Annotated in this window: 18 protein-coding genes; 7 read left to right on the forward strand and 11 right to left on the reverse strand. The window is 72.6% G+C overall.

Annotation, left to right across the window (positions count from 1 at the left end; translation table 11 throughout):
* Window positions 1–301 precede the first annotated feature (301 nt).
* From FRCN3DRAFT_RS0234415 to FRCN3DRAFT_RS0234425, 3 genes are all read left to right on the forward strand, one after another.
* On the forward strand, window positions 302–1,318 hold the full coding sequence (locus tag FRCN3DRAFT_RS0234415) for a helix-turn-helix domain-containing protein (RefSeq protein ID WP_232794242.1): 1,017 nt from the start codon (window positions 302–304) through the stop codon (window positions 1,316–1,318).
* A complete protein-coding gene (locus FRCN3DRAFT_RS50165) occupies window positions 1,315–2,625 on the forward strand; it encodes a glycosyltransferase (RefSeq protein ID WP_007515206.1) in 1,311 nt (436 codons plus the stop codon). Before FRCN3DRAFT_RS0234415 ends, FRCN3DRAFT_RS50165 begins: the two co-directional genes overlap by 4 nt.
* A 130-nt stretch (window positions 2,626–2,755) precedes the next feature.
* Window positions 2,756–3,457: a GNAT family N-acetyltransferase gene (locus FRCN3DRAFT_RS0234425; protein ID WP_007515205.1), complete on the forward strand. Its 702-nt coding sequence runs from the start codon at window positions 2,756–2,758 to the stop codon at window positions 3,455–3,457.
* 183 nt (window positions 3,458–3,640) lie between these two features.
* On the opposite strand, the gene FRCN3DRAFT_RS47650 is transcribed toward FRCN3DRAFT_RS0234425, so the two are convergent.
* The 3 genes from FRCN3DRAFT_RS47650 to uraH form a co-directional block, all read right to left on the reverse strand.
* Window positions 3,641–4,579, reverse strand: a complete 939-nt coding sequence (locus tag FRCN3DRAFT_RS47650; RefSeq protein WP_007515204.1) for a hypothetical protein — start codon at window positions 4,577–4,579, stop codon at window positions 3,641–3,643.
* A gap of 1,099 nt (window positions 4,580–5,678) precedes the next feature.
* Window positions 5,679–6,977: a DUF6986 family protein gene (locus FRCN3DRAFT_RS0234435; protein WP_027141202.1), complete on the reverse strand. Its 1,299-nt coding sequence runs from the start codon at window positions 6,975–6,977 to the stop codon at window positions 5,679–5,681.
* A 138-nt stretch (window positions 6,978–7,115) separates the two neighbouring features.
* Window positions 7,116–7,442 carry a hydroxyisourate hydrolase gene (gene uraH / locus FRCN3DRAFT_RS0234440; RefSeq protein WP_007515202.1) on the reverse strand — a complete coding sequence of 109 codons (327 nt, stop codon included), beginning with the start codon at window positions 7,440–7,442 and terminating at the stop codon, window positions 7,116–7,118.
* Between the two features lie 498 nt (window positions 7,443–7,940).
* Between uraH and FRCN3DRAFT_RS0234445 the strand changes: the two genes are divergently transcribed.
* Window positions 7,941–11,168, forward strand: a complete 3,228-nt coding sequence (locus tag FRCN3DRAFT_RS0234445) for an AAA family ATPase (protein WP_007515201.1) — start codon at window positions 7,941–7,943, stop codon at window positions 11,166–11,168.
* A 363-nt stretch (window positions 11,169–11,531) separates the two neighbouring features.
* On the opposite strand, the gene FRCN3DRAFT_RS0234450 is transcribed toward FRCN3DRAFT_RS0234445, so the two are convergent.
* From FRCN3DRAFT_RS0234450 to FRCN3DRAFT_RS0234470, 5 genes are all read right to left on the reverse strand, one after another.
* Window positions 11,532–13,082, reverse strand: coding sequence for an allantoicase (locus FRCN3DRAFT_RS0234450; protein WP_007515200.1), 1,551 nt, complete (start codon window positions 13,080–13,082; stop codon window positions 11,532–11,534).
* Between the two features lie 90 nt (window positions 13,083–13,172).
* The gene (allB, locus tag FRCN3DRAFT_RS0234455) at window positions 13,173–14,549 is read right to left on the reverse strand and encodes an allantoinase AllB (RefSeq protein WP_007515198.1); all 1,377 of its coding nucleotides are present in this window, start codon (window positions 14,547–14,549) and stop codon (window positions 13,173–13,175) included.
* Complete coding sequence (gene pucD / locus FRCN3DRAFT_RS0234460; RefSeq protein ID WP_007515197.1) at window positions 14,539–16,977, reverse strand: xanthine dehydrogenase subunit D; 2,439 nt, start codon at window positions 16,975–16,977, stop codon at window positions 14,539–14,541. The genes allB and pucD overlap by 11 nt, the downstream gene beginning before the upstream one ends.
* Window positions 16,974–17,684, reverse strand: a complete 711-nt coding sequence (locus tag FRCN3DRAFT_RS47655; RefSeq protein ID WP_425343329.1) for a (2Fe-2S)-binding protein — start codon at window positions 17,682–17,684, stop codon at window positions 16,974–16,976. The genes pucD and FRCN3DRAFT_RS47655 overlap by 4 nt, the downstream gene beginning before the upstream one ends.
* Window positions 17,685–17,689: 5 nt before the next feature.
* Window positions 17,690–18,703, reverse strand: coding sequence for an FAD binding domain-containing protein (locus tag FRCN3DRAFT_RS0234470; protein WP_007515195.1), 1,014 nt, complete (start codon window positions 18,701–18,703; stop codon window positions 17,690–17,692).
* Window positions 18,704–18,738: 35 nt separating this feature from the next.
* Here FRCN3DRAFT_RS0234470 and FRCN3DRAFT_RS57270 point away from each other — a divergent pair, with 35 nt between their 5' ends.
* The 3 genes from FRCN3DRAFT_RS57270 (at window position 18,739) to FRCN3DRAFT_RS0234485 (ending at window position 21,670) form a co-directional block, all read left to right on the forward strand.
* Window positions 18,739–18,867: a hypothetical protein gene (locus tag FRCN3DRAFT_RS57270; protein WP_269799845.1), complete on the forward strand. Its 129-nt coding sequence runs from the start codon at window positions 18,739–18,741 to the stop codon at window positions 18,865–18,867.
* A gap of 217 nt (window positions 18,868–19,084) precedes the next feature.
* Window positions 19,085–20,200: an aromatic ring-hydroxylating oxygenase subunit alpha gene (locus tag FRCN3DRAFT_RS0234480; RefSeq protein WP_007515194.1), complete on the forward strand. Its 1,116-nt coding sequence runs from the start codon at window positions 19,085–19,087 to the stop codon at window positions 20,198–20,200.
* A 228-nt stretch (window positions 20,201–20,428) separates the two neighbouring features.
* The gene (locus FRCN3DRAFT_RS0234485; RefSeq protein ID WP_232794243.1) at window positions 20,429–21,670 is read left to right on the forward strand and encodes an ATP-binding protein; all 1,242 of its coding nucleotides are present in this window, start codon (window positions 20,429–20,431) and stop codon (window positions 21,668–21,670) included.
* Window positions 21,671–21,686: 16 nt separating this feature from the next.
* Here FRCN3DRAFT_RS0234485 and FRCN3DRAFT_RS0234490 read toward each other — a convergent pair whose 3' ends face one another.
* The 3 genes from FRCN3DRAFT_RS0234490 to FRCN3DRAFT_RS0234500 form a co-directional block, all read right to left on the reverse strand.
* Window positions 21,687–23,303 carry an adenine deaminase C-terminal domain-containing protein gene (locus tag FRCN3DRAFT_RS0234490; protein WP_232794244.1) on the reverse strand — a complete coding sequence of 539 codons (1,617 nt, stop codon included), beginning with the start codon at window positions 23,301–23,303 and terminating at the stop codon, window positions 21,687–21,689.
* Window positions 23,304–23,677: 374 nt separating this feature from the next.
* Window positions 23,678–24,577: an ABC transporter permease gene (locus FRCN3DRAFT_RS0234495; protein WP_007515191.1), complete on the reverse strand. Its 900-nt coding sequence runs from the start codon at window positions 24,575–24,577 to the stop codon at window positions 23,678–23,680.
* Window positions 24,574–25,431, reverse strand: a complete 858-nt coding sequence (locus FRCN3DRAFT_RS0234500) for an ABC transporter permease (protein ID WP_007515190.1) — start codon at window positions 25,429–25,431, stop codon at window positions 24,574–24,576. The genes FRCN3DRAFT_RS0234495 and FRCN3DRAFT_RS0234500 overlap by 4 nt, the downstream gene beginning before the upstream one ends.

Here is a 25,431-nt window from a genome sequence, read left to right on the forward strand (position 1 = left end):
CCCCGCAGCCAGACGGTCAATTCCGCGCACGCGGCATCGTTGCTGGGAGAAGCCTGGTAGTTCCGGGTTGGGGCCATCATGATCCCAGCCGGAGTTCGACCGATCCGTCGAGAGCCCATCCCGTGTCCGCCACCACCGCACCGGGCAACGGTCAGCCTCCATCGCAGCGCAACCACTCGCTCAAGTGGGGCTCACTCTGAACGCAACCTCGGCAAGGCACATTGGGCTACCATGGACTCCACTGGGATCACCATGGAGGGGGGTGGTCGTGGCTCCCAGACCACGGCGAACTCCTCCGCCCTTGGCACGCCGCCTGAAGGCCCTGCGGACCGCAGGGCCACGCCAGCTGACGCAGTCGAGCCTGGCCAGGTTTCTGCATGTCGGCGAGTCGACGGTATCCAGCTACGAGACCGGCCAGGCCGCCCCCGGAGACGAGACGCTCCGGATCTACGCCACGTTCTTCGCGACCTCTCGATCCCAGTCCAACGGGCAGCTGCGCGTCCTGAACGAGGACGAGCTCTCCGGACCGGAGCGCGAGGAGCGGGACTCCCTCCTCGGCGAACTCCTGCGGCTTCGGGATGGCGCCTCGTCGAGCCGCGCGCAGGGGCGACGAGGCACCTGGGATTTCACGGACGACACCCCGGTCCGACTCGTCTGCGGCAAGATCCCCGCGGGGGACGTCTCCAGCCTTGCCGAGCCGACGAACCCCAATTTCACGAAGCTGCTCACCTACGCGGACCTCGACGCGATGGTGGAGCTCTTCGGCCACATCCGCGCCGAGAACCCGTCGACCGACGTCCGCTTCATGCAGCCCGACGACATGTCGGACGCCGACCTCTCGTATCATGTAGTCGTCCTCGGCGGCCTCGGCTGGAACCAGACGACCGGATCCTTCCTGGCGCTTCTCGACGACCTACCCGTTCAGCAGGTCGACAGCGATGATTTCCCAGACGGCGAGTTCTTCACCGTCAAGATCGACGACGGAGAGCCGCGGCGTTACGTTCCACAGAAATCCAGGAACGCGGCCTTCGGCCTCGTGGAGGACGTGGGTTTCTTCGCTCGCTACCCAAACCCCTACAACTCGGCGACGACCTTGACCATCTGCAACGGCGTACATTCACGCGGCGTCCTCGGAGCCGTTCGGCTTCTTACCAATCCATCGCTGAGCGGTCGCAACGAGGAGTACCTCGCCACGCGCTTTCAGGACGCACTCAAGTACGTCGTTCTCTTCCGCGTCCCGATTAATAACGGAAAGACGGTGACACCCGAGATAGGCAACCCAAGGAACCGGCTCTTCGAGTGGTCTGACTTAGGGTGACCGGCCCGCGACAATCAGGCGGGAGCCGGTTTGCCCTTTCGCTGGGCCATGGTCATTCGCTGGGCCATGGTGAGCGGCACACTGGGCCGGACCACCGCGCCCCGGAGACGGGTCAGGGATCTCGCGAGACCCTCGGGTCGCGTGGACGGCAGAGGGTTCGGGACGCGATCGCAGGCAGCCGCGCCGCCACGACGGGTGCCAGCGTCCGCCAGTTTCCGGACCATCTCGAGTTCCTCAAGGTCTACCAGCCGGACACCGACAGCGCGCCGGACCTACTGGACGCAGTGATCGTCCCGACCGTGAGGCCGGCACGCTTCCTCGACGAGGCGGCCACGATGGCATCCGGCTGCAGCCGGCGTCTGATCGTCCTGTGCAGCAGGGAGGCACGGGCCAGCGAGGTACTGGAGCGTCTCAGCGGCGCCAAGATCGACGTTGTCGCCATCGACATCCCGCCCGGTTACTGGCATGAGACGTTCGATTTCTCGACCGCGGCGGAGGTCTTCATGCGGCTTTCACCGGTGCCGGTACCGCGCGATCTCAGCCTCAAGCGAAATCTCGGGCTTCTCATGGCCCGCCTCGCCGGCTGGAAGAAGGTCGTCTTCATGGACGACGACATCTACGGTATCGAGCCGGGCGGTCTCCTCCGTGCCAGCGCCGCCTTGGACTCGAATCCGATATCCTGTTTCCTCGTCGAGGCCGGCGACGCGGTACACGACCGCCTGCCGACCGAGGACAACTCGGCCGTCTGCCATGCGCTGCGTCTCGCCGGCCGCAAGCAGAACGTCTATGCGAGCGGCTCCGCACTCGGCGTGAACTGTTTCGAGGATCTTTCTTTCTTTCCCAACATCTACAACGAGGACTGGTTCTTCATGCTGCGCGAGACCGAGCGCGCCGCCATCACGCGCGTCGGCTTCGTCAAACAGCGAGAATACAACCCCTACATCGCCGCCCGCGCCCGTTACGAAGAATTCGGCGACGTGCTCGCCGAAGGGCTTCTCGCACACCTGCACCTGGGGATATCGAAACAGCCGGACGTTCGGTACTGGCAACAGTTCCTCGAGGCCAGGCGCGTTCTCCTCCGCGAGATACGCGCGGGTCTTCAGAAGAGCGAGAGCCAATACGCCGCGTCGGCCACGAAGGCGATCAAAGCTTCGCAGAGACAGTTGAGGCTGGTCACCCCGGACGCCTGTGTCGAATATCTCAAGAACTTCGAGAGGGACCGACGCGCCTGGGGACGGCGGCTGGACGCCCTGCCACCGCCCACCCTCGATCTGGAGCAGGCGCTCAGCGACCTGCATCTGCGCTAGCCCCTCCGCCTGCGCGACGCGCCAGGACCCGCACGGCGGGGCACCGGCGAGACGGCCTGGCCCTGTAGGTACGATGACGCAGTCATGACGATCAACGGTGATCCGAGTGATCTGTGGGTACGTGTGATCTATGGGTACAGAGCAGAGCGACGGGGGCGCCGTGGGGCTCGTTGTGGATGTACCGACCGGTCCGGTGCAGCAGACGCGCCCACCGCTCGACTGCGGCCGGCCGGGCGGTGACCTGGCGAGCATGTGGTCCGTCCAGACCCTGAAGAAGGACGACTGGTCCCTGCTCAAGGACGTGCGCATCCGGTCCCTCGACACCGCAGCCGACGTCCTGGCCGGTGACCTGGCGACGTTTCTGGACTTTCAGGCGCATCGGTGGCGGGACCAGATCCGCCACCGCGAGTGGTTCGTCGTTCGCGAGGCGGGTCGGCCGATCGCGGTCGCCGCACTCAACAAGAGCGCTCTCACCGATCCAGGTGAGTGCGCTGTGATTCAACAGCCACATGCCCACATCGAGTCGATGTGGGTGGAGCCGCACCTCCGCAGGAGCGGCATCGCGAGCAAGCTCGTGATAGCAGCCATAGAAGAAGTGGAAAAAGAGGTCAATAAAAGCCGGCTCATTGGCCTCTGGGTTTTCGAAAATAACAGAAACGCCGCCGATGCCTTCGGGTCCATGGGCTTTAAGCGCAGCGGCCAGTATTGCCAGGAGTACCTCGGCGAATCAGAACAGGAACGCCAACGCCCGCCACGTCGCGAATATCACATGCATCTGGACCTCGGTGGACAGGGCGTCGCGAGTCTTCGGAAACGCAGCAGGAAGACCTGAGCAGGCACGCGGCACATTCCCGGCTCCATACGACGGGGCGACTATCGGTTTCGATGAGCCGACGCGTTCGTCTGCGCGACCTCAGGCACATGATCATCGGCGAGACCGAGTGTGAGTGACACCTCGACTGTTGGCGATTCTCCCATTAGCCTTCTAGCCATCGCACCAGTTCATGGCCATCGATCAGATCCTTTCGGGCCACTCGAAAATCCGGACTTCTTCATCATGAAGATCCGGCGTGATAGTCCGGCCCCTCAGCACTCGCACGCGCATGAGAATGCCAAATTCCTTGGAGTCGCCGAACCTGTCCTGGATGTAACGTTCGTTACGTTCCTTCAGATTCCCATCGGTGAGACACCGCACCGAACCCAGCACTCCCCTGGAGTACACGCCGTTGCAGATCGTCAGCGTGCGTGCCCGGTTATACGGATTTGGGGTCCTGACCAGAAGACCGACGTCGTCCCGTAGACCGAAGTCAAGGTCCCCAGAAATGGTCGGAACAACTTTCTCCCGGATGCCTTCCCGGTGGATGACGAAGATTTCCCCTTCGGGATACTCCTCGTCCTCGATCTGCTCGACCGGGAAATCCACCTGACGGCGGTACCAATCCACCGCCTGGTTCCAGCCGAGGCCCCCTAAGAGCACCAGGTGACCGGACATGTCGTCCGACACGACGGCCGACGAGGTCCGGAACCGGACGTCCGAGAGCGGATTCTCCGCCCGGATGTGACCGAACAACTCGACGAGCGAGTCGAGGTCCGCGTAGGCGAGGAGCTCGGTGTAGTTGAGGTTCTTCGTGGACGTGAGATCGGAACGGACCGTCTCCGGCAGGAGGCCGCACACGATCCGTACGTGCGCTCCATCGCCAAAGCGCCAGGTTCCACGGGGAGCATCGGCGCGCGCCGTCGACCCCTTCGAGTCGGGCGCCGCCACGTCCTTCAAGAAGGTGGTCAGCTGCGCCAATAACGCGTCCCGCCCCGCGCGCTCCTCGGGAGTGACCTCCTCCTCGTCGGCCACCCGCGCCTTCCCGTTCTTGTCCGAGCGGGGCGCGGAGTAGACCGCCGCGTACTGCTCCAGTCTTCTGATCGGGATGCCACGCGCGGTGTTCTCGTCGGAGGACACGGTCGCCACCGAGACGCCAAGGACGCTGGCGACCTACGGTTGTGTCAGGCGGGCTTCCTGGCGCAACTCGCGGAGACGACGGGCCAACGCCGAGTTCGACTCCATCACCGGCCCTTCACCCCTTCGGTGTCGACACCGAATTTCAAGAAGATCACAAATGTCGATGTATGGGAAGCGTACCAGGAGGTCGCCACAGACGGCTAAGTTGAGTAGGTGCGCGCTTCCGGGGAGTCACTAGCACCAGATTCGCCTTCCCCGCAGGCTTCGTCGGCATGTTGGTTCTACAGTGTGAGTAACTGGATCGCCTTGAGTTCAGCGAATTCCTTCAGAGATACAGCGGGATTTACTGAACTTCACCAGACGCGACGGAGGTGAGCCTCAAAGAAGCCACGGATGCTTCGGGAGCGCACAGCAGAACACCCCCGGTCTCGTTTGCGGCGAAGTACCGGGGGCGCTCTGTCTCACCCAGGCGGGCTCGGCCCGCCGTCTTTGCGTCACCTCAGCACGGTGCCATCGACCGCCGTAGTGCCACCTACAGCGGCGTCACACCTTTGATGCCAGAAGGCGTCGTACCGCGCGGTAACGCGAGTCCGAACGGGGAGCAATGCCCGCAAAGAACACAGTAGCTCTTGCCCAACAGGCCGTAAATGCCCAGGTAGCCGGGCCCGACGGCCAGGACGGCTCACCCGTCCTGGTTATCGTCGCGGCGGTCGGACTGACTGTCATGATGAGTGCGCTAACCCAGCACATTCGCCGACTCCGGACCCTCGCGTAGGAACTTCTCCGGTTGATGATGACGGCGGTCAGGACTCTGGTGCTGACGCCATTGGTCACGATCTTGATCGTCGTCGGGATCGTCGATCGCCCCACGACGGTGTCTCGGCGCAGCCTCTCGCGCGACCGCCGCACACTCCATCCAGGCCATCTCGCCACACGCACTGCGGTGAGCGAAGACCACCTTCCCTACAGGTCCATAGGATGGCCGCCTCGCCACGGGGCGGCCATCCGCGTGTCTGGCCCAATTCCGTTCACCCAGCCGACCGCGGAATTCAGCGAGCTTCAGCCACCAGGCATGGCGGCGGGCCGCGTCTTCAGCGGTTCAGCTGCGGCGGCCTCCCAGTTTCATGACGACCGCGCGGTCGAGATCCGCAGCGGCCAAGCCGGCCTCGTCCAACAACCCCGCGTCCAGCGCTCGCAGCACGTGCCCGGCCAGCGCCCGGGCGGTAGCCGGCTCATCCGCCACGGCCCCCGCGAACCGGGCCTCCGCATAGGCCGCGAGCCGGGCAAGCGCGGTCGGCAGGCCAGCGAGCAGGTTCGCGGCCACAGCAGCATGCCGGCTTACGAGCTGCGCCGGGTGCAGGTCCCACCCCTGATACAGGCCACGCCGCCAGGCCCGGCTGACGAGCCCGGCGTGCCGGCGCCAGGCGGCCCATACCGCGTCCGTCGACCCGACGGGCAGCAGGTTGGACGAGCCGTCGGCGACGCGGATCCCCGTCCCCGCGGTCACCAGCTGCATGAGTGTCGTGGCGTACTCGACGGCCGGGTGGTCGCTGGCCTGGTTCTCGGCGGCGATCCCGAGCGCGGCCGAGTAGTCGTAGGTGCCCACGTGCAGCCCGGTGACCCGGCCGAGGCCGGCGTCGACCAGCGCTGGCAGTGCGAGCACGGCCGCCGGGGTCTCGATCTGCAGCTCGATGGCCGGCGGGCGCAGGTCGATCCGGGGCACCAGCTCGTCGAGGACGGCGAGGAAGACGCCGACCTGTTCCGGCGCGCTGACCTTCGGCAGGGTGATCACCAGGCCGGGCGGGCCGCCGTCGTCGCCGGCGAGCGCGGTGAGAAAGAGGTCGAGGCTGCGCAGGCCGCGGTCACGCACCGCCGGGTCCAGCGACTTGGGGCGCAGCCCGTAGCTGTCCGGCAGCGCCCCGGCCGCCGAGGCCAGCCGCAGCGCCTCAGCGGCGGCGATGGCGTGCTCGTCCTCCACGTCGTCCGGGCGGATGCCGTAACCGTCCTCAAGATCGACGCGCAGATCCTGGATGGGTTCCATGGACAGGGTGCGCAGCACGTGGGCGTACACGCGCTCGGCCAGCGCAGGGTCCGCTTCGCCCGCCCGGCCGGCCGCGCCACCGGCCCCCCCGAGGCCGGCTCCCCCGAGGCCGATCCCGCCGAGGCCGGTCGCCTCGGCGAGGTCGGCGGGCGAGGGCGCGTGCTCCGCGAGCGCCTCGCGAGCGTTTTCTCCCCATTCGAGCACGACGTCGGGGTGAAGCCGCTCGGCCGACACGTAGCAGGTGTGCACCGGCTGGCGCGTGCCGGGATCGCCGGGGTGGCGCGCCGCGAGCGCCGCGTCCACCGGCGCCAGTGCGGCGGTCAGCCGGCCGAGCAGATGTTCCGACAGGGTGGGCACACCCTCCAGTGTCACCCGACGCGGCCATTCGCTCCGCTCGACGACGAGGAACGCCTGGAAGCGCGGGTGTGTCCGCATGTCAGCTCCCGACGGCCCCCGCGACTCAGGGGCCAGATAGGGGTCAACTGCCCGAGTAGGTCAGCTGCCCCGGTAGGAGGAGAGGCCGTAGGGCGCGAGCAGGAGCGGGACGTGGTGGTGGGCGGCCGGGTCGTCGATCACGAAGGTAATGATCACCTCTGGGAAGAACGCCGAAAGCTCCGCCGTGTCGAACACCAGCCGCCACCGGCCGGCCGCGTCCGCGGGCAGCGAGGCGATCCGGCCATCGCCGTCCGTCCTGGCCTCGGCGACGAGCCTCCAGCCTTTGTGCTGGCCGTGGAAGCCAAGAATGATCTTCTCGAGCCGGACGGCGACCCCGGCCGCGGGGCGTCCAGCACCGGTGTCGAGGACATGCGTGGACAGTGACATCTGGGCCCTCACGATTCGTCGGCGCGCAACGGTGCGCTCTGATGGCCGCCCCCGGAAGGTATCCCGGGCCTGTCGGGGCGAGGTCGGCGCCGGCCGCGGCAACGGACGACGGCCCACCATCGGCACCGGCGTGGTACTTCGTGATGGCCGAAACCGGTCTTCAGCACAGCCGCCCATGGCCGGACACGCCCGTGAGGATCGCGAAGGCCCGCGGCCGACCCGGTGACCTGCGGTTCCGGTGCCGGCGGCTCGACGCGCGGGCTTGGCCGCACGCGTATGCCGACCAGTCCGAGACGGGCCCACGACCACAGCGAGTCGTCTACGTCACCATGTGGCCACTAAGCGGCTAGGATCCGCCGGTAAGTCCAGAATCGAATCCGGACCAGTCAGATCGGCGAAGCCGATCCGGCGGGATCCAGATGCGGAGGTCGGTCGGGACGGGACGGGAACGGGGGGCTGAGCCGGAACAGTCGACGTGGAGTGGGTCGAGGCGGGCAGATGGTGCGTTTTGTCGGTCGCGTGTCTGAACTCGGCCTGCTAGCCGCGCAGTACGCAGCGGCCGTCGCCACCGGCCTGCGGTGCGTGCTCGCCGAAGGGCCGCCCGGCATCGGCAAGACGACGCTGCTCGACTGGTTTCTCGGCGGGCTCGTCGAGGGCGATCTCCCGCCCGGAACACCCAAGCCGACCATCGTCCGGGTCGAGGCCGTGTACGGTGCCCGCACTCATGATCTGGACCTGGCCGACCGGCTGCTGGACCAGCTCACGCGCGTGCCGAAGACGGGCGCCGCCGCGGGCGCGCCGGTTCCAGCCGCGCGACCGGCCGGCGCCGGCAACGGCCCGGCCGCCATGGCCGCCATGGCCGCCCCGGGTCTCGGCCGCCACCACGGCCCCCGGCTGCCGGCTGTCGCCGCTCCGGCCGCCCCGAGCGGGCGGGACATCGACATCGACGGGATGAGGGCCACCGGCACGTTCGAGGCCGACCTCCCCGACGTGGCGGCCGGCGCGGTCGCGGAGCGGATCCGCGAGACCGGCGAGCTGCTCACCCGCGCCGCCGAGCTTTGCTGCGCCGCCGGTCCGATGGTGCTGCGGATCGACGATGTCCACTGGTGCGACGCCCCGTCGCTGCGCGCCATCGGACACCTGCTGCTGCACGGGGGCAGGCTGCCGCTGCTGGTCCTGATCGCCGGCCGACCGCACGACTCCCCCTGGCTGGACGGGGTGCGCCGGCGCGCCGCGGTCGCGGGCCTGGCCTTGGACCTGTCAGGTTTCGGGGAGACGGAGCTGGCCGACCTGTGCGTCGCCCGCGGATTCCCCCCGCCCCCACCCCGCCGGCTGCGCTACCTCGTCAAGGCCACCGAGGGCAACCCGTTGTGGATCAGCAAACTGCTCACCGCCGACGGCGAGGAGCGCTGGGAGGGGATCAGCCAAAGCGCGGTCAGCGCGCCGCGGGCGCCGGAGTCGCTGGCATCGCTGGTCCAGCGCGACCTGGCCGCCTGCCCGCCGGAGGGCCGAGCGCTGGCCGCCGTCGTCGCGGTGCTCGGCCGCAGCGGCGGCCTGACGGACATCGCCACGCTTGCCGGGATCACCGAGCCGGCTCGCGCTCTCGCGCAGGCGGTGCGCCACGACCTGGTCGGCACCGTCGGAGCGCCGCCGGCGCTGCGGGTCGTGCCACCGCACGCGGTCGTCCGGGCGACGATCTACCACGCCGTCGACCTGGAAGAACGGTCCGCGCTGCATCTGGCGGTGGCCGCGGCGTCCGCCGACCGCGCGACCGCGCTGGAGCACCGGGCCGCCGCGGCGTTGACCCCCGACAGCGAGCTCGCCGGCGAGCTGATCAAACTGGCCGAGTCGGAGTCCGCCTCCGGGCGCTACGCCTGGGCGGCCGACCATCTGCTGCTCGCGGCCTCGATCACCCCGGACCGCGCTCAGGCTCGCTCACTGCGCCTCGACGCGGCGATGTCGTTCCTCCAGGCCGGCGAACGCGCCGAGGCCACGGCGGCGCTGGCCGCGGACGACGGTGCCGACGGTCAGAGCACCGACGGCGGTAACCAGGTCGACGGCTCGCCCCGCCAGCTCTATGTGCGGGCGCACCTGGACCTGCTGGCCAACCGGGCCGAACAGGGCGTTCTCGGCTTCATGGCCAGCTGGGAGGCCGCCCGCGCCCGCGGTGACACCGAGACCGCCGCACAGAGCGCCGCTGGGGTCGCGCAGGCCTACATCCTGGCCGGGTTCAACAACGCGGCCCAGACCTGGGCCCGACGGGCGTTCGACGAGACGGGTGCGCCGTCCCCCATGCGGGCGCAGGGGCTGGCGCTGGCCGCGTCGGCGCTTACCGCCGCGACCGGCGACGGCGCACGGGCGCTCGCCGAACTGGCCGCCGGCGAGCGGCTGCTCGACCCCACTCCACACACCCACATGACGATCCGGGTGGGCCGCGGCGCGGTGCGGCTGTGGTCCGGGGACCTGGAGGGCGCCGTCGCGGACCTGCACCCTGAGACCTACACCCCGCAGGATCCGTTGCACCAGCGCTTCATGGGGATGATCCACTACACGGAGGCGGCCTTCCGGTCCGGGCGCTGGGAGGAGTCGCTCGCCTGTGGCCGCGACAGCATCACGCTCGCCGAGTCGGCCGGGCACCTCTGGGGGCTGCCGGTCGTCCACGCCACGGCCGCGCTCGTCCCGGCGGCGCGCGGCGACGCGGCCACCGTCGGTCGGATGCTGGCCCGGGCGGCCGAGTACGACGTCGAGGGCGTGGCGTCGATCTGCGGCTACCGCACCACCACCGCCGCGCACCTGGCCGCGGCGCTCGACGACCCGGACGGTGTCGTCGAAGCCTGCTCGCGGGTCGCGGCGCTGGCAAACCCGGCGGGCGCGCGCCCGCCCGGTGTCTTCGAGTGGCGTCACCTCTACATCGAGGCGCTTTCCCGGCTGCGCCGGTTCGCCGAGGCCGAGGCCGAGCTTGCGAGCCTCGATGCCGACGCGCGTACCCGCGGCTCGGCGGTGACGCTCGCGCTCGTGGCCAGGGCGCACGGCGTCCTGCTCACGGGCCAGCGCCGCCACGACGAGGCGGTCGCGCTGTTCGAGAGGTCGGCCGCCGAGTCCGACGCGCTGGGCATGCCGTTCCCCGCGGCCCAGGCCCGGCTGCGCGCGGCCGAGGTGCACCGGCGCCGGCGCCGCAACGCCAAGGCGGCGGCCGAGCTGACCGCCGCGCTCGACGTCTTCGACGCGCTGGGCGCCGCGACGTACTCGCGCCGGTGCCGCGAGCTGATCGCCGCCCTGCGCGGGCGGGCGGCGGTCAGGACCGCTCCGGTCGCCACCCACCCGGGTGATGCGCCGCCGATCACCAGGGTGGCCGCCGCGGCCGCTGTGGGGAGCGGCGACGCTCGCGCGAGTCCGGGGCCGGCGGCCGGCGGGGCGGGCGGCCGGCCACTGACGGACCGAGAACAGGCACTGCTGACGAGAATCCTGCGTGGGGACGACTTCGAGTCCATCGCCCGGGAGCTCTACATGTCGAAGGGGCACGCCGAGAACGTCGCCCGGGAGCTGTACCGGATGCATGGCGTCACCTCCCGCGCGGAACTCGCCGGCATCTACCTGGGTCTGCGCGGCTCCAGCGACCCCCCGCTCTTCCCGCTGCCCACCTCGCCACCGCGCCGGGATGAGGCAGCCGAGCCCCGGCCGGCGCCACCGCCAGCGGACAGCCCCGGCGGTGCCCCGGGCCGCTGACCGCCGCGCCCGGCCGCCGCGCCCGGTCGTTGAGCGTGGCCGCGATACGTGGCCGGCTATGCGGCGGCCCCGTGCCGGACCGCCGCATAGCCGGCACCGCACCGCACCGCAAGCGGCGGCGAGGCGGTCCTCCACGACCCGGGCCGTCACCTCCCGTATTTTTGACGGACCAGGCCGTGGAGATCGGGCGCCCGGAGGAACGACCCCCCGACGACCGTCCGGGCTGCACCACAGCTGATGCTAGGGCTCCCGAGGAGCCCACCGACAGTGGAAAATCCCATGTAAGGCAAGGCCTTCCTCGAGCGGTGTCTTGCCGTCCCAGGCCCAGGACCGCGCTGCCTCCCGGGGAGGCCGCCTCCTTCGTCAGGAGCCCGTAATCAGCCGGTGCAGCCGCATGGCGGTGATCTCCGCCTGCTGGCCGGCTGCCACCCGCAGCTCGCGTGCCGGGTCGTTCTCGAGGCGCTCCCGCAGTAGGGAAAGCATCTCCTCGGCGCTCCGTCCCGCTGCGCGGATGAGGAAGATGTAGCCGAAGCGCTCCTCGTAGGCCGCGTTGCCCTCGGCCATCGCGGCGCGGACCTCGGCGGCCGCCGAGTCCATCGCCGCCTGCTCGCGGCGCGGGGCGTCCAGGCCGACGACGGTCGCGCGCGCCGAGGTCGGCGGGGCCGACGCGACGGCCGGGCGCTCGCCGATCCGCGGGTGCGCGGTGAACGCCTCGAGCCACGCCGACTCGGTCAGCCGCCACCACTCCTGCTCGGCGACGGCGAGCAGCTCGTCGAGGGTGCCGAACGGCCGGCGGGCGACGACGGCGTCCGCCCAGTCCTCCGAACCGCAGCAGGCGAGCAGCTCCTCCTTGGCCGCGGCGGGCGAGAGCGCGTCCAGCCAGCGCATCGCCAGCGACTCGCGGCCCCGCTCGGTCGGTGCGCCGAGCAGGCGCAGCCGGGCGAGACCCCCGTCGGGGATCGCGTCGACCCGCACGTGCGTCGCCTCGATCGGCGTGTCGAGGTCGAACAGGTGCCTGGTGTTCGGCTGGGTCCTGGTCGGTGGCAGCATCGGGCGCCAGTCGGTGATCACCGAGACGTCGTCGGAGGAGGACAGCTCGGGCGCGTTGGCCGCCCAGAGCGCGACGGCGCGCGGCGCGTTGCCGCGGAAGTGGCGGGTGTCGACCTCGGCGCGCACGATCCGCCCGGTCGTCGCCAGGCGGATCACCGCCCAGTCGTAGCCGGGGGTCCGCCGGCGCCGGGTCTCCCAGCCCTCGCCCATCACCCGGGCCTCGCCGGAGGCGTTGAGGTTGTGCCGGTCGCCGTAGTGCATGTCGCTGGCGGCGACGACCACGCCGCCGAGGTAGGTGGCGGCCAGATCGGAGGTCACCCGGTCGAGCAGCCGCGGGTCGGGCACGACCTCGCCGTGGGCGCGCAGCCGGGCCACGCCGCCGTCCGGGTAGATCGTCAGCCGCAGGTGGGTGATCCGGAACCGGCCGGAGCCCTCGACGGGCAGCACGTTGACCGAGTCCGCGTTCACCGGGGTGCGCGGCACGAGCGTCACCCACTGGACCGACTCGTCGAGCAGCTCCTCGGGCGCCGGGTAGCCACCGACGGTGGCGCCCTGGATCTCCACGGCCTCCGGCGCGTTGCCGGTGAAGTGGGTGGTGTCGACGGTGATGGCATGCACGATGCCGGGCACGCCGAGGCGGACCACGGCCCAGTCGGCTCCCGGCAGCACCCGGCGACGCCGGGTCTCCCAGCCGTCGGTCCACTGGCCGCGCTCGGTGAACACTCCCGGTCGCACGATCGGCGGCTCCGGCAGCAGCATCCGCTCGGCGAACGCGAAGAACTCGTCGTTGACAGCAACCACCGAGCCGCCAAGCCGCGCGCCGGCGAGGTCGACGAGATTGGTCAGGTCGGGGGCGTCAGCCATCCGGGGTATGTCCTCTCCCTGCGTCACCCAGCCGTATGCCCGGGTGACGCGTGCTCAATATCTGTCCGTCTTCTCGGGCAGCGAACAGGGTCATCCGGCTCGGGTAAGGAGGTGGCCGCGCGGGGGGCGGCCGCCGTCGACCCGCTGGCCGCGCAGGTAGGTCGCGCGGACGATGCCGTCCAGCGTTCTTCCAGCGTAGGGGGTAATCGGGTGCCGGTGGGCAAGCGTCGCGACGTCCACCACAGCGGACCCTTCCGGGTCGAACACCACGAGGTCCGCGTCGGCGCCGACCGCGATCCGCCCCTTGTGGGCGAGCCCGGCATGGTCGGCGGGCCCGGTGGCCACCCAGCGAGCCAGCTCCGCCAGACCGTGGCCACGCCGGCGGGCGCCGGTCCAGACCGCGCGCGGGCCGAGCTGGACGGAGGCGATGCCGCCCCAGGCGGCACCGAAGTCGCCGGTGTCGACCGCCTTGACGTCCGGGCTCGCGGGCGAGTGATCGGAGACGACGCCGACGAACAACCCCTCGGCCAGGCCGTCCCACAGGCGCTCCAGGTTCGCGCGCTCCCGGATCGGCGGAGCGCACTTGAACTCGGTCGCGCCGTCCGGGACCTCCTCGGCGGTGAAGCTGAGGTAGTGCGGGCACGTCTCGACCGTCAGCGGCAGCCCAGCGTCGCGGGCGGCGAGCACGTCGTCGAGCGCCCCGGCCGCCGCCAGGTGCAGCACGTGCAGCCGGGCGCCGGTCCCGGCGGCGAGTGCCGCGAGCGCGGCGACGGCCTCCGTCTCGGCGGCCGGCGGGCGGGAACGCAGCCAGCTCGCGAACGCGCGCCCGGCGGCGGGCGGCGCCGCCTCCAGCACGGTCGGCGACTCGGAGTGGACGACGGTGAGCGCGCCGAGCCGGGCGGTGTGCCTCGCGGCGGCGGCGAGCGCCTCCATCGACACGTGCGGGAACTCCTCGACCCCGGACGGGGCGAGGAACGCCTTGAAACCGAACACGCCGGCGTCGTGCAGCTCGGCGAGGTCGCGGACGTTGGTCGCGTCGGCGCCGATGATCCCGCCCCAGAAGCCGACGTCCACCGAGATCTGCCCGGCCGCCACGGCCCGCTTGGCCTCGAGCGCGGCCACCGACGTGGTCGGCGGGATCGAGTTCAGCGGCATGTCGATGATCGTCGTCACGCCGCCCTCGGCCGCGGCCCTCGTGGCGGTCGCGAAGCCCTCCCAGTGGGTGCGGCCCGGCTCGTTGACGTGCACGTGCGCGTCGACCGCACCGGGCAGCAGGGCGAGGTCTCCGAGGTCCGTGACGGCGGCGCCGGGGCTGGTCTCGTCCGGGCCGGTGATCGCGGTGATCCGCCCACCCGCGACGTGCACCGCGGCGGCGATCACACCGCGCGGCGTCACGACCCGCCGTGAGCGCAGCACCTCTACTCGTTCCGGCAGCGCGAGCGCCGGCGCGGCTGGCTCAGTCGCCATCGTCCTCCCATCCTGTGTCACCAGTGGCCATGTCACCAGTGGCCCCAGCCGGGTCAGCGGGTGACGGCATCACCAGGTCCGCCGGCCGGACCGGGACGCGGCGCAGGTCGCGGCCGACGGCCGCCCGGATCGCCGCCACGACCGCCGGGGTGGCCGTGCCGGTCGGCGCCTCGCCGACCCCCTTGACCCCGTACGGCGCGTCGGGCTGCGGGTAGGTGACCGCGACGAAGTCCAGGTCGGGCACGTCGGCGATGGTCGGCAGCAGGTAGTCGTGGAAGGTCGGGTTGACGACGACGCCGTCGACGGTGACCAGCTCCTCCATCACCGCGACGCCCAGGCCCTGCGCGGTGCCGCCCTCGACCTGGCCGAGCAGCGACAGCGGGTTGAGCACGGTCCCGCAGTCCTGCGCGAGCGCCAGCGACACCACTCGGACCAGCCCCAGGTCGAGGTCGACGTCGACGACCGCGCGGTGCGCCGCCGCGGCGTAGGCGACGTGCGCGTCGCCCTGACCGCGCTCGTCGAGCGCCTCGGTGCGCCGGTGGTGGTGGGTGTACTCGGCCTCCACGGGCCCGTCCGCGAGCGCCTCGGCGAGCGGGATCCGCGCGCCGACCTCGGGCCCGATGATCTCCCCGTCGCGCAGGCTGAGGACCCGGCGAGGCGCCTCCAGCACCGACGGCGGCAGGCCCAGCCCGCGCGCCACCCTGGCGAGCAGCCGGTCGGCGACGGCGGCGCAGGCGCCGCGTACCGCTCCGCCGCTCATCCAGGTCTGCCGGGAGGCGCTGGTGGAGCCGGCGCTGCCGACGGCGGTGTCCGCCGGGGCGAGCACCACCTCCTCGACGGCGAGCTCGGTGCGCGCGATCTGCCCGGCGATCGTGACGAAGCCCTGCCCGACCTCCGCGCAGGCGGTGTGCACCCAGGCCCGCGGGACACCGTCCGGCCCCATCTCCAGGCGCGCCCGCGCCACCGACGAGTCGTCGAAACCCTCGGAGAACAGCAGGTTCTTGATGCCGAGCGCGTAGCCGACCCCGCGGCGCACCCGGGACGGCTCGGCGCCGGCCGGCCGGCCGCCGGGCAGCGCGAGGCCGCTGCCCACGCCGGGGGCCGCCGGGTCGAGCGGCGGCGGAAGCGGGCGGGCGGCGACCAGCTCGATCAGCTCGCGGGCCGGCATCGGGCCGGGGATCGGCGTCCCCGTCGGCAGGATGTCGCCGGCGGCGAGCGCGTTGCGGGCCCGCAGCTCGACCGGGTCCATCCCGAGCCTGTCCGCGAGCCTGTCCATCTGCGCCTCATGCCCGAAGGTCACCTGCGGCACGCCGAAGCCGCGCATCGCCCCGCACGGCGGGTTGTTCGTCCGGACGGAGGCGCCGTAGAGGTGGGCGTTCGGCACCCGGTAGGGCCCGGCGGCGTGGGTGACCGCGTTCGAGATCACGGCTCGCGAGCTGGACGCGTACGCCCCGCCGTCCAGGATGACCCGGGCCTGGACGGCGACCAGGTCGCCATCCCGGGTCGCCGAGTGCCGGAACCACATCCGGGCCGGGTGGCGGTGCGGGTGGCCGAGGAAGCTCTCGACGCGGTCGTAGGCGATCCGCACCGGCGCCCCGGTGGCCAGCGCCAGCAGCGCGCCGTGGACCTGCAGGGTGACGTCCTCGCGCCCGCCGAACGCGCCGCCGACACCGGCCAGCGTGAGCCGGACCAGCTCCTCCGGCAGCCCGAGGCAGGCGGCGATCTGCTCCTGGTCCGAGTGCAGCCACTGGGTGGCGACGGCCATGTCGACGCCGCCGTCGGCGGCGGGCGTGACCAGCGCGGCCTCCGGGGCGAGGAAAGCCTGGTCCTGCATGCCGAAGACGTACGTGTCCTCGACGACGACCTCGCCGACGAGGTCGGGGGTCTCGCCGTGGCGGATGTCGATCTGCCGGTAGAGGTTGGGGTGGCCGGGGTCGCTGAACGGGGCGCCCGGTCCGTAGCCGGGGCTGCCCGGATGCAGCGGCTCGGCGCCGGGCGCGATCGCCAGCTCCGGGTCGGTGACCGGTGACAGCGGCTCGTAGTCGACCTGGATCGCCGCGAGCGCGCGCCGGGCGCAGCGGGCGTCGACGGCGGCCACGGCCGCGACCGGTTCGCCGGCGTAGCGGGCCTCGGTGGCGGCGAACACCGGCTGGTCGGGTCCGATCAGCCCGAAGGTGGCGACCCCGGGGACGTCGGCCGCGGTCACGACGGCGACGACGCCGGGGATCCGCAGCGCGGCCGAGGTGTCGACGGCACGGATCCTGGCGCGCGCGTGCGGGCTGCGCAGCGTGCGGGCATGCAGCATGCCGGGCAACGCTAGGTCCCCGGCGTAGGGGAAAGTGCCCGTCACCTTGGCCGGCCCGTCCGGGCGCAGGGTCGACCGCCCGATCCCGCCCCGCCCCGGCGGCGGCGGCGGTGCGATGCTCATCGCTCTCCCGCGCGATCAGCGTCCGAGCGGCCGGCGGCGCGACCGCCGCCCTGGCCCGCCGCGTCCGCCGCGTCCGCCGCGTCCGCCGCGTCCGCCGCGCCTGCCGCGCCTGCCGCCAGCTCTGCCTGGACGGCCCTGACGGCGGCGATGATCCGGCCGTAGCCGGTGCAGCGGCAGATGTTGCCGGCCAGGGCCTCGCGCAGCTCGTCCTCGTCCGCCTCCGGACACCTGCCCAGCAGGTCGGTGACGGCGACGACGAAGCCGGGCGTGCAGAAGCCGCACTGCACCGCGCCATGGCGCAGGAAGGCCGCCCGCACGGCGGGGGCCAGCCCATCGGCCGGCAGGCCGGCGAGCGTCGTCACCCTCGCGTCGACGGCGTCGGCGGCGAGCGTCGCGCAGGCGGCGACCAGCCGGCCGTCGAGCAGCACCGAGCAGGACCCGCAGCGCCCCTGCTCGCAGCCGTCCTTGACGCTGGTGATCCCGAGCCGCTCGCGCAGCACGGTCAGCAGGGAGTCGCCGAGCCAGGAGCCCGTCACGGTGCGCAGCCGGCCGTCGACGTGCAGGCGGTACGGCCGGGTGACCGGGCCGGCCTCGGTGGCCTCGTCGGTGTAGCCGATGGCATCGCCGCGGCGGCCCGCGCTCCCTCGGTCGAGCACCCGGCGGGCAGGCACGCCCCCGCCGGGACCGCCGTCCTCGTCCGTCCCCACGGCCCTCACCGGCTCCGTCCCCTCGCCGACCCGCCAGGCCCCTGATCGCCCCCGCAGGAGCGAAGGTGCGGCATTTTCGCTCCTCCTTCGGCCGGCGTGCCAGGCCGCTGGTCGTCTCCGGAGGCCAGGCAGCGGGCGAGCGCCCGCTCTGCCAGCACCCCGACCGCGTGCCAGCGGTATGCCGCCGGGTCTCGCGGCCCCTCCGGCAGCTGAGCCGCCGCGCCGCGGGCCGCGTCGGCGACCAGCGCGCCGAAGCGGCGCGCGACGGCGGCCCGCGCCGCGTCGCCCCCTCCGGGCGGCGTTCCTCCCGGAGACGTCCCTGCGGGGGACGTCCAGTCGATCTCGGCCGTCGCGAAGCTCTCGGCCTCGGTGGCGCGCAGCGGCGTCGCGGCGACGCCACCGACGGCGCAGCCGACCTGACCGCTGGTCTGGTCCACGACCAGCGCGCAGGAGACCAGCGTCGGATAGGCCGCCTGCCGGCCGCCGATCTTGAGGAAGGCCTGCGGTCCTCGGGGGCGCGGGACGCGGATCGCGGTCACCAGCTCACCGCGGCCGGGTGCCCGGGTGCTGGCGAGGAAGCTGCCCAGCGGCGTGGCGCGCGGGCCGCGGCGCGCCGAGCAGGTCAGCACGTCCGCGCCGGCGGCGGTCAGGAAGGTGAGCAGGTCGCCACGCGGGTTCGCCGAGCCGAGCGCCCCACCGACCGTGCCGGCGTTGCGGATCTGGGCCGAGCCGACCGCCCTGGCGGTCGCGGCGAGCCCGGGCGCGGGAGCCCAGTCGGCGAGCTCGGCGTAGGTCACCCCGGCGCCGATGGTGAGCACGTCCGCGCCGACGCCCCGGGCGCGCAGCTCGACGACGCGGCGCAGCGCCACGATCGCGCGCGGCCGGCGCGTGCCGGCGCGCATCGCCGGTACCAGGTCCGTGCCGCCCGCGAGCAGCTCCGCGTCGCCGACCTCGGCGAGCATCCGGACCGCCTCCCCCACCGTGCCCGGCCTGTGCAGCGCGGCCGTGCTGCCTGTCACCTGGCCAGCCCTCCCGCCTGTCGCTCTCCGTAAGCATGCGCAAGGTTCAGGCCACCGGCAGCCGGTGGCTGGGCACAGCCGCCGACACCGGGTACAGGGCCCTGACCAGCGCGAGCGGCGCGAACGCCGCCTATCTGCGCGAGCCGTTCGACCGTCGACGATAGGACCCGCAGGTTACGGACGTGTTCAGGCCGGCGCCCGAGCGCGGGCGCCGGGGACGGCCGGGAATGCTCACAGCGTGTTACGTCACTGAACGTCGGTTAAGCCTCGGCGAGGCCCGGGAGCGTGGATGATGTGCGGAAGGACCGCCCACCCGGCCGACGACCCGGCGCAGGCGACCGGACAGCGATGACGATCACGGGGGCAGGGAGGCAGGTGGGTGTGTCACGCCGTCTGACGAACACGGACCCGGCGCTGCGGCACGGCTGGCACCCCGTAGCCCTCTCCACCGAGCTCGGCGACCAGCCGCTCGGGGTGCGCCTGCTCGGTGAGCCCTGGGTGCTCGCCCGGCTCGACGGCGCCGTCACCGCCTTCGAGGACCGCTGCCCACACCGGCTCGCGCCGCTGTCCGCCGGCCGGGTCGACGGCGAGACGCTCGTCTGCCCGTACCACGGCTGGCGGTTCGCCGCCGGCGGCGACTGCGTCGCGGTGCCCGCGCTCGGTCCCGGGGTGCCCGCTCCGCGCCGTGCCCGCGCCACGGCCGCCTGGGGTGTGACCGAGCGGTACGGCCTGGTCTGGGTGGCTCCGGACGAGCCGTTCTCGGAGATCATGGAGCTGCCGGAGGACGCGGACGACGCCTTCGACTCGATCTCGCTGGAGCCGTCGCGCACCACCGCCGCCGCCGGCCTGCTCGCCGACAACTTCCTCGACACCGCGCACTTCCCGTTCGTGCACGCCGGCACGATCGGCGCGGGCGAGGACATGGTCGTGCCGCCGTACCGCGTCGACGCGGACGGGGACGGCTTCTGCGTCACCCTGGAGCAGGAGGTCGCCAACCCCGAGGATCCCGGGGTGGCCGCCGGGATCCGGCCGCTCGTGCAGCGGCGCGTGTCCACCTATGTGTTCCGCCCGCCGTTCATGCTGCGGCTGCGCCTCGAGTACCCGGACGCCGGGATCACCAGCGCGATCCACTTCTGCCTGCAGCCCGAGGACGAGGGCGCGACCAGGGTCTACACCCGGCTGTTGCGCGACGACCTCGGCGGCGACGCGGGACGCCTGCGCGACGCCGCCCGCTTCGAGCAGGAGATCCTGGACGAGGACCTGGCGCTGCAGGAGAAGTTCACCCTGGACGGCCTGCCGCTGATCAGCGGCGACGGGGAGCTGGCCGAGGAGGTCAGCATCCGCGCCGACGCCGCCGGGGTGGCCCTGCGCCGGGTGCTGGCCGCCTTCGTCACCCGAGCGGGCCGTTACTCCCGCCGCCCCGGCACGAGCGCCGCCGACCCCGACGGCCGCCACACCAGGGCACCGCGCCGCCCACCCACCCGCGCCGGCCGCTGAGGCTGGCGCGCGGCGCCAGCCCGTCGGGCACCGGCGCGCCCCACGGACCTGTGCCGGGGCGCGTTGGGGCCGGTCCAGCCAGTAGCCGCTACCCGACAGCGCGGAAGCGCCGCGCGCGCCACTGATCGTCCTTACGATATTGCCGTGCGAAGCGCTGAGGGCGACACGCCCGGCCGCGGGCCCGGAAGCCAGGGGTCTGGGAGTCATGGTCCTGAGGGACGCGTGCCGGTGACCGGCACGATCGACGTGACCGGGCGGGTGGTGCCCGGCGCCGGCTGGGACGACCTCGACCCGGTCGAGTTCGATCGGCTGCGCCGCCTCGTCGGCGCCTACCGGGAGAAGGCCGACGAGCGGCTCGCTCTGCTCGACGACCTCGCGCTCGCACGGGAGCTCGGCGTCGTGCGCACCGTGCCCAGCGCCGCTGACCTCGAGGCCGCTGGCCCCGAGGCCGAGGCCGAGGCCGGCGACGCGGCCGCAGGCGACGACGCGGGCCCCGAGCGGGTGGAGATCCTGCTCGCGGGCCTGCTGCTGTTCGGCCGGCCCGAGTCGCTGCGCCGCTTCGCGCCCACCCACGAGGCCGCGATCCAGGTCTTCGACCGGATCGACGGGCTGGCGACCGGCACGAACGTGTTCCTGCGCTGGCCCCTGCTCCGGCTCGTCGAGGAGTTCCTGGCCCGGTTCCGCGCGCTGAACCCCATGCGGGAGGTGCGCTTCGACCTGGTCCGGATGCGCGTGCCGGTGTACTCGGAGAGCGCGTTTCGCGAGGCGCTGGCCAACGCGCTGATCCACCGCGACTACACGGCCCCCGGCGCGGTGCACGTGCAGTGGTCGGCCGACCAGATCGTCGTCTCCAACCCGTCAGGGCTGCCGGCCGGGATCACCGTCGAGAGCCTGCTGAGCGCCCCGCCGAGCCCGCGCAACCCGCTGCTCGCGGACGCGTTCCGCCGGGCCGGCATCGTCACGCGCACCGGCCGGGGCGTCAGCCACATCTGGCGCGAGCAGCTGCGGCACGGGCACGCCCCGCCCGACCACGGCCGCAGCGGTGAGCACGCGGTCGTCGTCGTGCTCCCCGGCGGGCGCCCCGACCTGGGCTTCGCCCGATTCGTGCTCAGCCACGAGCTCGGCGGCCGGCCGCTGTCACTGCCGGAGCTGCAGATCATCACCCGGCTGCGCCGGCAGTCCCGGCTGCGGACCGAGGACGTCGCCCAGATGCTCGCCGTCTCCAAGACGGAGGCGCGCCGGGCGCTGTTCCGGATGGTGCGGGCCGGCCTGGTGGACATCCGGGACGCGTCGACCCCACGGCGTTCCTGGTCGCTGTCCGAGTACACCGAGCGGGCGCTGCGCGAGTCCGCCGAAGCCGTCGCCGCGGCGGAGTCACCCGCGCGCGAGCCGGCGGCGGCCGGCTCGGCCGCTTCCTCGCCCCCGGCGGTGCCCGCCGACGGCAAGCCACCGGCCGAAGCCGCCAGCTGACGAGAACTTCCCCGCGTCAGGGCTGGACGTACAGGGCTTCGCCGAGGTCGGCGAGGGTCTGCAGCGGGGCGGTCAGCCGGCAGCCGATCGCCATGGCGGCCGCGTCGGCCGCGGCCAGCTGGCCGTCGACCGCCTCCCAGGGCGCGTCGCTCACGACGCCGCCCACCGGCAGCGGGCAGGCCGCCTGCACCCAGCCGCGGTCGACGACGACGAAACCGCCGCCCATGCCCTCCAGCGCCCGCGCGGCGGTGAGCAGGTCGGCGTCGTTCGCGCCGACGAGCAGCAGGTCGCCGGGCGGCTCGGTGATGGTGACGCCGACGGCGCCGCTGGTGAGCCCGACGCCGCGCACCAGGCCCACGCGCACCGGCTCATGGGCGCCTGACCGGTCGACGAGGGCCACCTTGAGCAGGTCGTGCTCGGGGTCGGCGGCGATCAGGCCGTCCCGTACCGTCGGTTCGAACCGCACGTGCCGCGCGGACGGCTCACCGACGGGCAGCACCGTCGCGGGCTGCCATTCGGGAATCGCGGGGGCGATCCCCGGTGCCCCGGGCACGACGGGCAGCCCCGGCAGCAGACCGGGCAGGCCGGCCGACCGCTGCGAGATCACCGGTGCGGACAGCGGCGACACGATCTCCACCGCGAGTGGCAGCGGCGCGGGATGACCGGGCCAGCGCGCCGCCGCGAACGAGCCGACGTGCAGGTTCGCCGGCAGGCGCACGCTGTCCACGGCCCAGCCGGGCACCACGTCAGAGTTGTCGAACAGCGGCCGGCCCTGGCCAGCGGCGATCCGCCCGCCCGCGACGACCAGGTCGGGCGGCTCGAGGCCGCCGATCTCGGAGACGATGAGCAGGTCGGCCAGGTGCGACGGGGTGATGGCGCCGAGCACGTGGTCGAGACCGTGCCAACGGGCGGGCGCGAGGGTCGCCCGGCGCACCGCCTCCGCTGGGGGCATGCCCGCCACCACCGCGCGCCGCACGGCACAGGCAAGCTGGCCGTAGCCGACCAGGTCGGCGAGCGTGCGGTGCGTGCCGGGGCGCTCCCCCGGCAGCAGGTCCGCGGGGGTGGGCCCGGTGCGCCCGGGGGGGCCGGGACGGCGCGCCAGCGCGCGCAACGGCGTACCGGTCGCGGTGGCGAGCCCCACGCCGCGTGGGCCGCAGCGCGCGGCGAGCCCGGACGGGTCGGTCAACACGGTCACCGTGCCGCGCGGCACCAGCAGCCGGGCCGCCTCGCCCGGCATCAGCAGCGTCCGCTCCGGCCGGACGCGGGCGTCGACGAAGGCCGGGAGCAGGTAGCGGCCCGAGGCGTCGAGCGATCGCCGGCCGGCGATCGCGCCCGGCTTGGTCACGGCGGCGATGAACCGGCCGACGATCGCGACGTCCCGATGCAGCAGCTCGCCCGTCTGCACGACGACGACGGTCCCGCTGTGGACCAGCAGGTCGGCGTCCTCCTCGCCGACGGCGACCCGGCGCAGCCGGGCCCGCTCCCCGCCGCTCGGCACCAGCCCCTGCCCGCCGACGACACCGGGCGCTCCGGGCGCTGGTTGGGCGCCCACCACCGCGCCTGGCACCGGGGCGGGCCCCACGACGAGGCCCGAGCCCGGCCATCCAGCCGCCAACCCCCGAGGAGTCGACACGCTCACCTCCGCTGAGGGGGTCGAGCGAAGCTCGACGCCGGGGGTCCGGCCGTTCGGCATACCCGAACGACCGCCGCCCCATTGTCGCAGGCAAGCACAGCACAGTCACCGATTGCTGCCAAGCATTAAGTACGCCGAAACACAACCGTCACACCGGGGCACGCCGGCCCCGGCAAACGTGGCGGGAACGAAGCGGGAACGAAGCGCGTCACTTCACGCGCGGGCGGGCCCGCCGCTAAACGAGCGGGGCGCGTGCGGGTGGGGCGTCGCCGCTTCACGCACGGCCCGGGGCCACCCCTTTCGGGTGGTCTGGGGAGTCCGGAAACCTGCTGGTTACGTGACCGGCTACCCGGAACGACCGGGATGCAGCGGCGTCACTTTCCGCGGGACGGTGCCGGGCCGTAGCGGGCGAGGACGACGGTCTCGATGATGCCGACGACGCCGTAGAGGGCGATGCTGACCGCGGTGATGACGATGACCGCCGCCCAGACGCCGCCGTAGTTGAAGGTCTGCTGCGCGTGCTGCATGTAGTAGCCGAGCGCCTTGCCGGTGGCCAGCCATTCGGCCAGCAGCGCGCCGATGATGGCGCCCGGGACGGCGATACGCGCGGAGGCGAACAGCGCCGGCAATGCGCTCGGAATGGCCACCTTGCGCAGCACCGTGAACTCGGAGCCCCCGTACGCGGTAATCAGGTCGGCGGCGGCGCGTGGCGTCGAGCGCAGGCCGAAGACAATGTTCACCAGGGAGGGGAAGAACACCACGATCCCAGCGATGACCGTGACGCCCACGAGATGCCGGCCGAAGACCAGGGTGATGATCGGGGTCATCGCGACCAGCGGTACCGAGCGCAGCACCATCGCGACGGGCATGAATGCCTGCTCGACGGGCCGGTACAACACGAAAAGCACCGCCACGACGATGGCGGCGACCGTTCCCGCGATATAGCCGGCCAGCGCGTCGCCGAGTGTCACCATCAGGGCGTCGAAGATCGCGTGCCGGTTGTCCGGCGCCTTGGGGACGGTGAACAGGTAGTGGTAGACGTCCTTCGGCGACTTCGCGACCAGTGGGCTGAGGTCGAACACCTTGAGGAAGGCATACCAGAGGACGAGGATCACGACGACCGAGGCGAGCACGGACCCGAAGGTCCGGCCGAGCCGGGAAAGCGCCGTGATGAGGATCATCGAGCTGGGGGCGCGTTCCTCAACCGGGGGCGCGACGGCCGTGGCCGGCGCGGGCTCGGTCGTGGCCTTGGGCGGGGCGGCGGCCGTCGTCACGATGCACCTCCGACGTTCCCGCGCGGCGCCCACGGCGTGAGCAGCCGGGCGACCAGCGAGGTAATGCCATACCCGATACCGGCGATGGCCGAGGCGATGAGCGCGAGCGCCCAGGTGCGGGGCACGTTGAACCCCTGCTGGGAGGCGATCATCGTGATCCCGATCCCCTTGTCGGCGCCCAGGTACTCGCCGATGATCGCGCCCAGCAGGGCGGCCGGCGGCGCGATCTGCAGCCCGGTGAAGGTGCTCGGCAGCGCCGCGCGCAGCCGGACGTAACGCAGCTGGGCGAAACGCCCGCCGCCGCTGGCCTTGATCAGGTCGAGCGTCGTCTGGTCCGCGGAGCGCAGGCCGACGAGCGTGCCGACCAGCGTCGTGAAGAACACGGAGATCCCGGCGAGCGCCGTCTGCGGCGTGGTGCCGTCGAACACCGTGGTGAGGATCGGTCCGATCGCGATGATCGGCAGGCAGTACGACGCGACCCCGATCTGCAGGACGATCCGGTCGACGACCGGGATCCCGAAGCACAGGACGGCGAGACCGATCGCGAGGCCGTTGCCGATCAGGTATCCCTTGAGCGCGATCCATACGGTCGAGCTGACCGGGCTCGACCACAGATGCCGGTCGGTCCACAGGTCCTTCAGGACCTCCCAGGGAGTCGGCACCGCGCCGCCGTGCTCGAACGCGGTCACCGCGAGAATCCACCACAGGGCGATCACGGCGACGGTCCCGATCAGGCCGCCGAGCCACGACGGCGCGCCGCCGGAACGGGCGCTGCCCGCGCCGCCCGGCTGGCCTGGGCCACCGCCCGTCGGGCCGACGGCCGCTCCGGCCGGCGTGTCCTGAATCGTCGTCAT

Source organism: Pseudofrankia saprophytica (assembly GCF_000235425.2).
In the GTDB taxonomy this organism is placed as follows: Bacteria; Actinomycetota; Actinomycetes; order Frankiales; family Frankiaceae; genus Pseudofrankia; species Pseudofrankia saprophytica.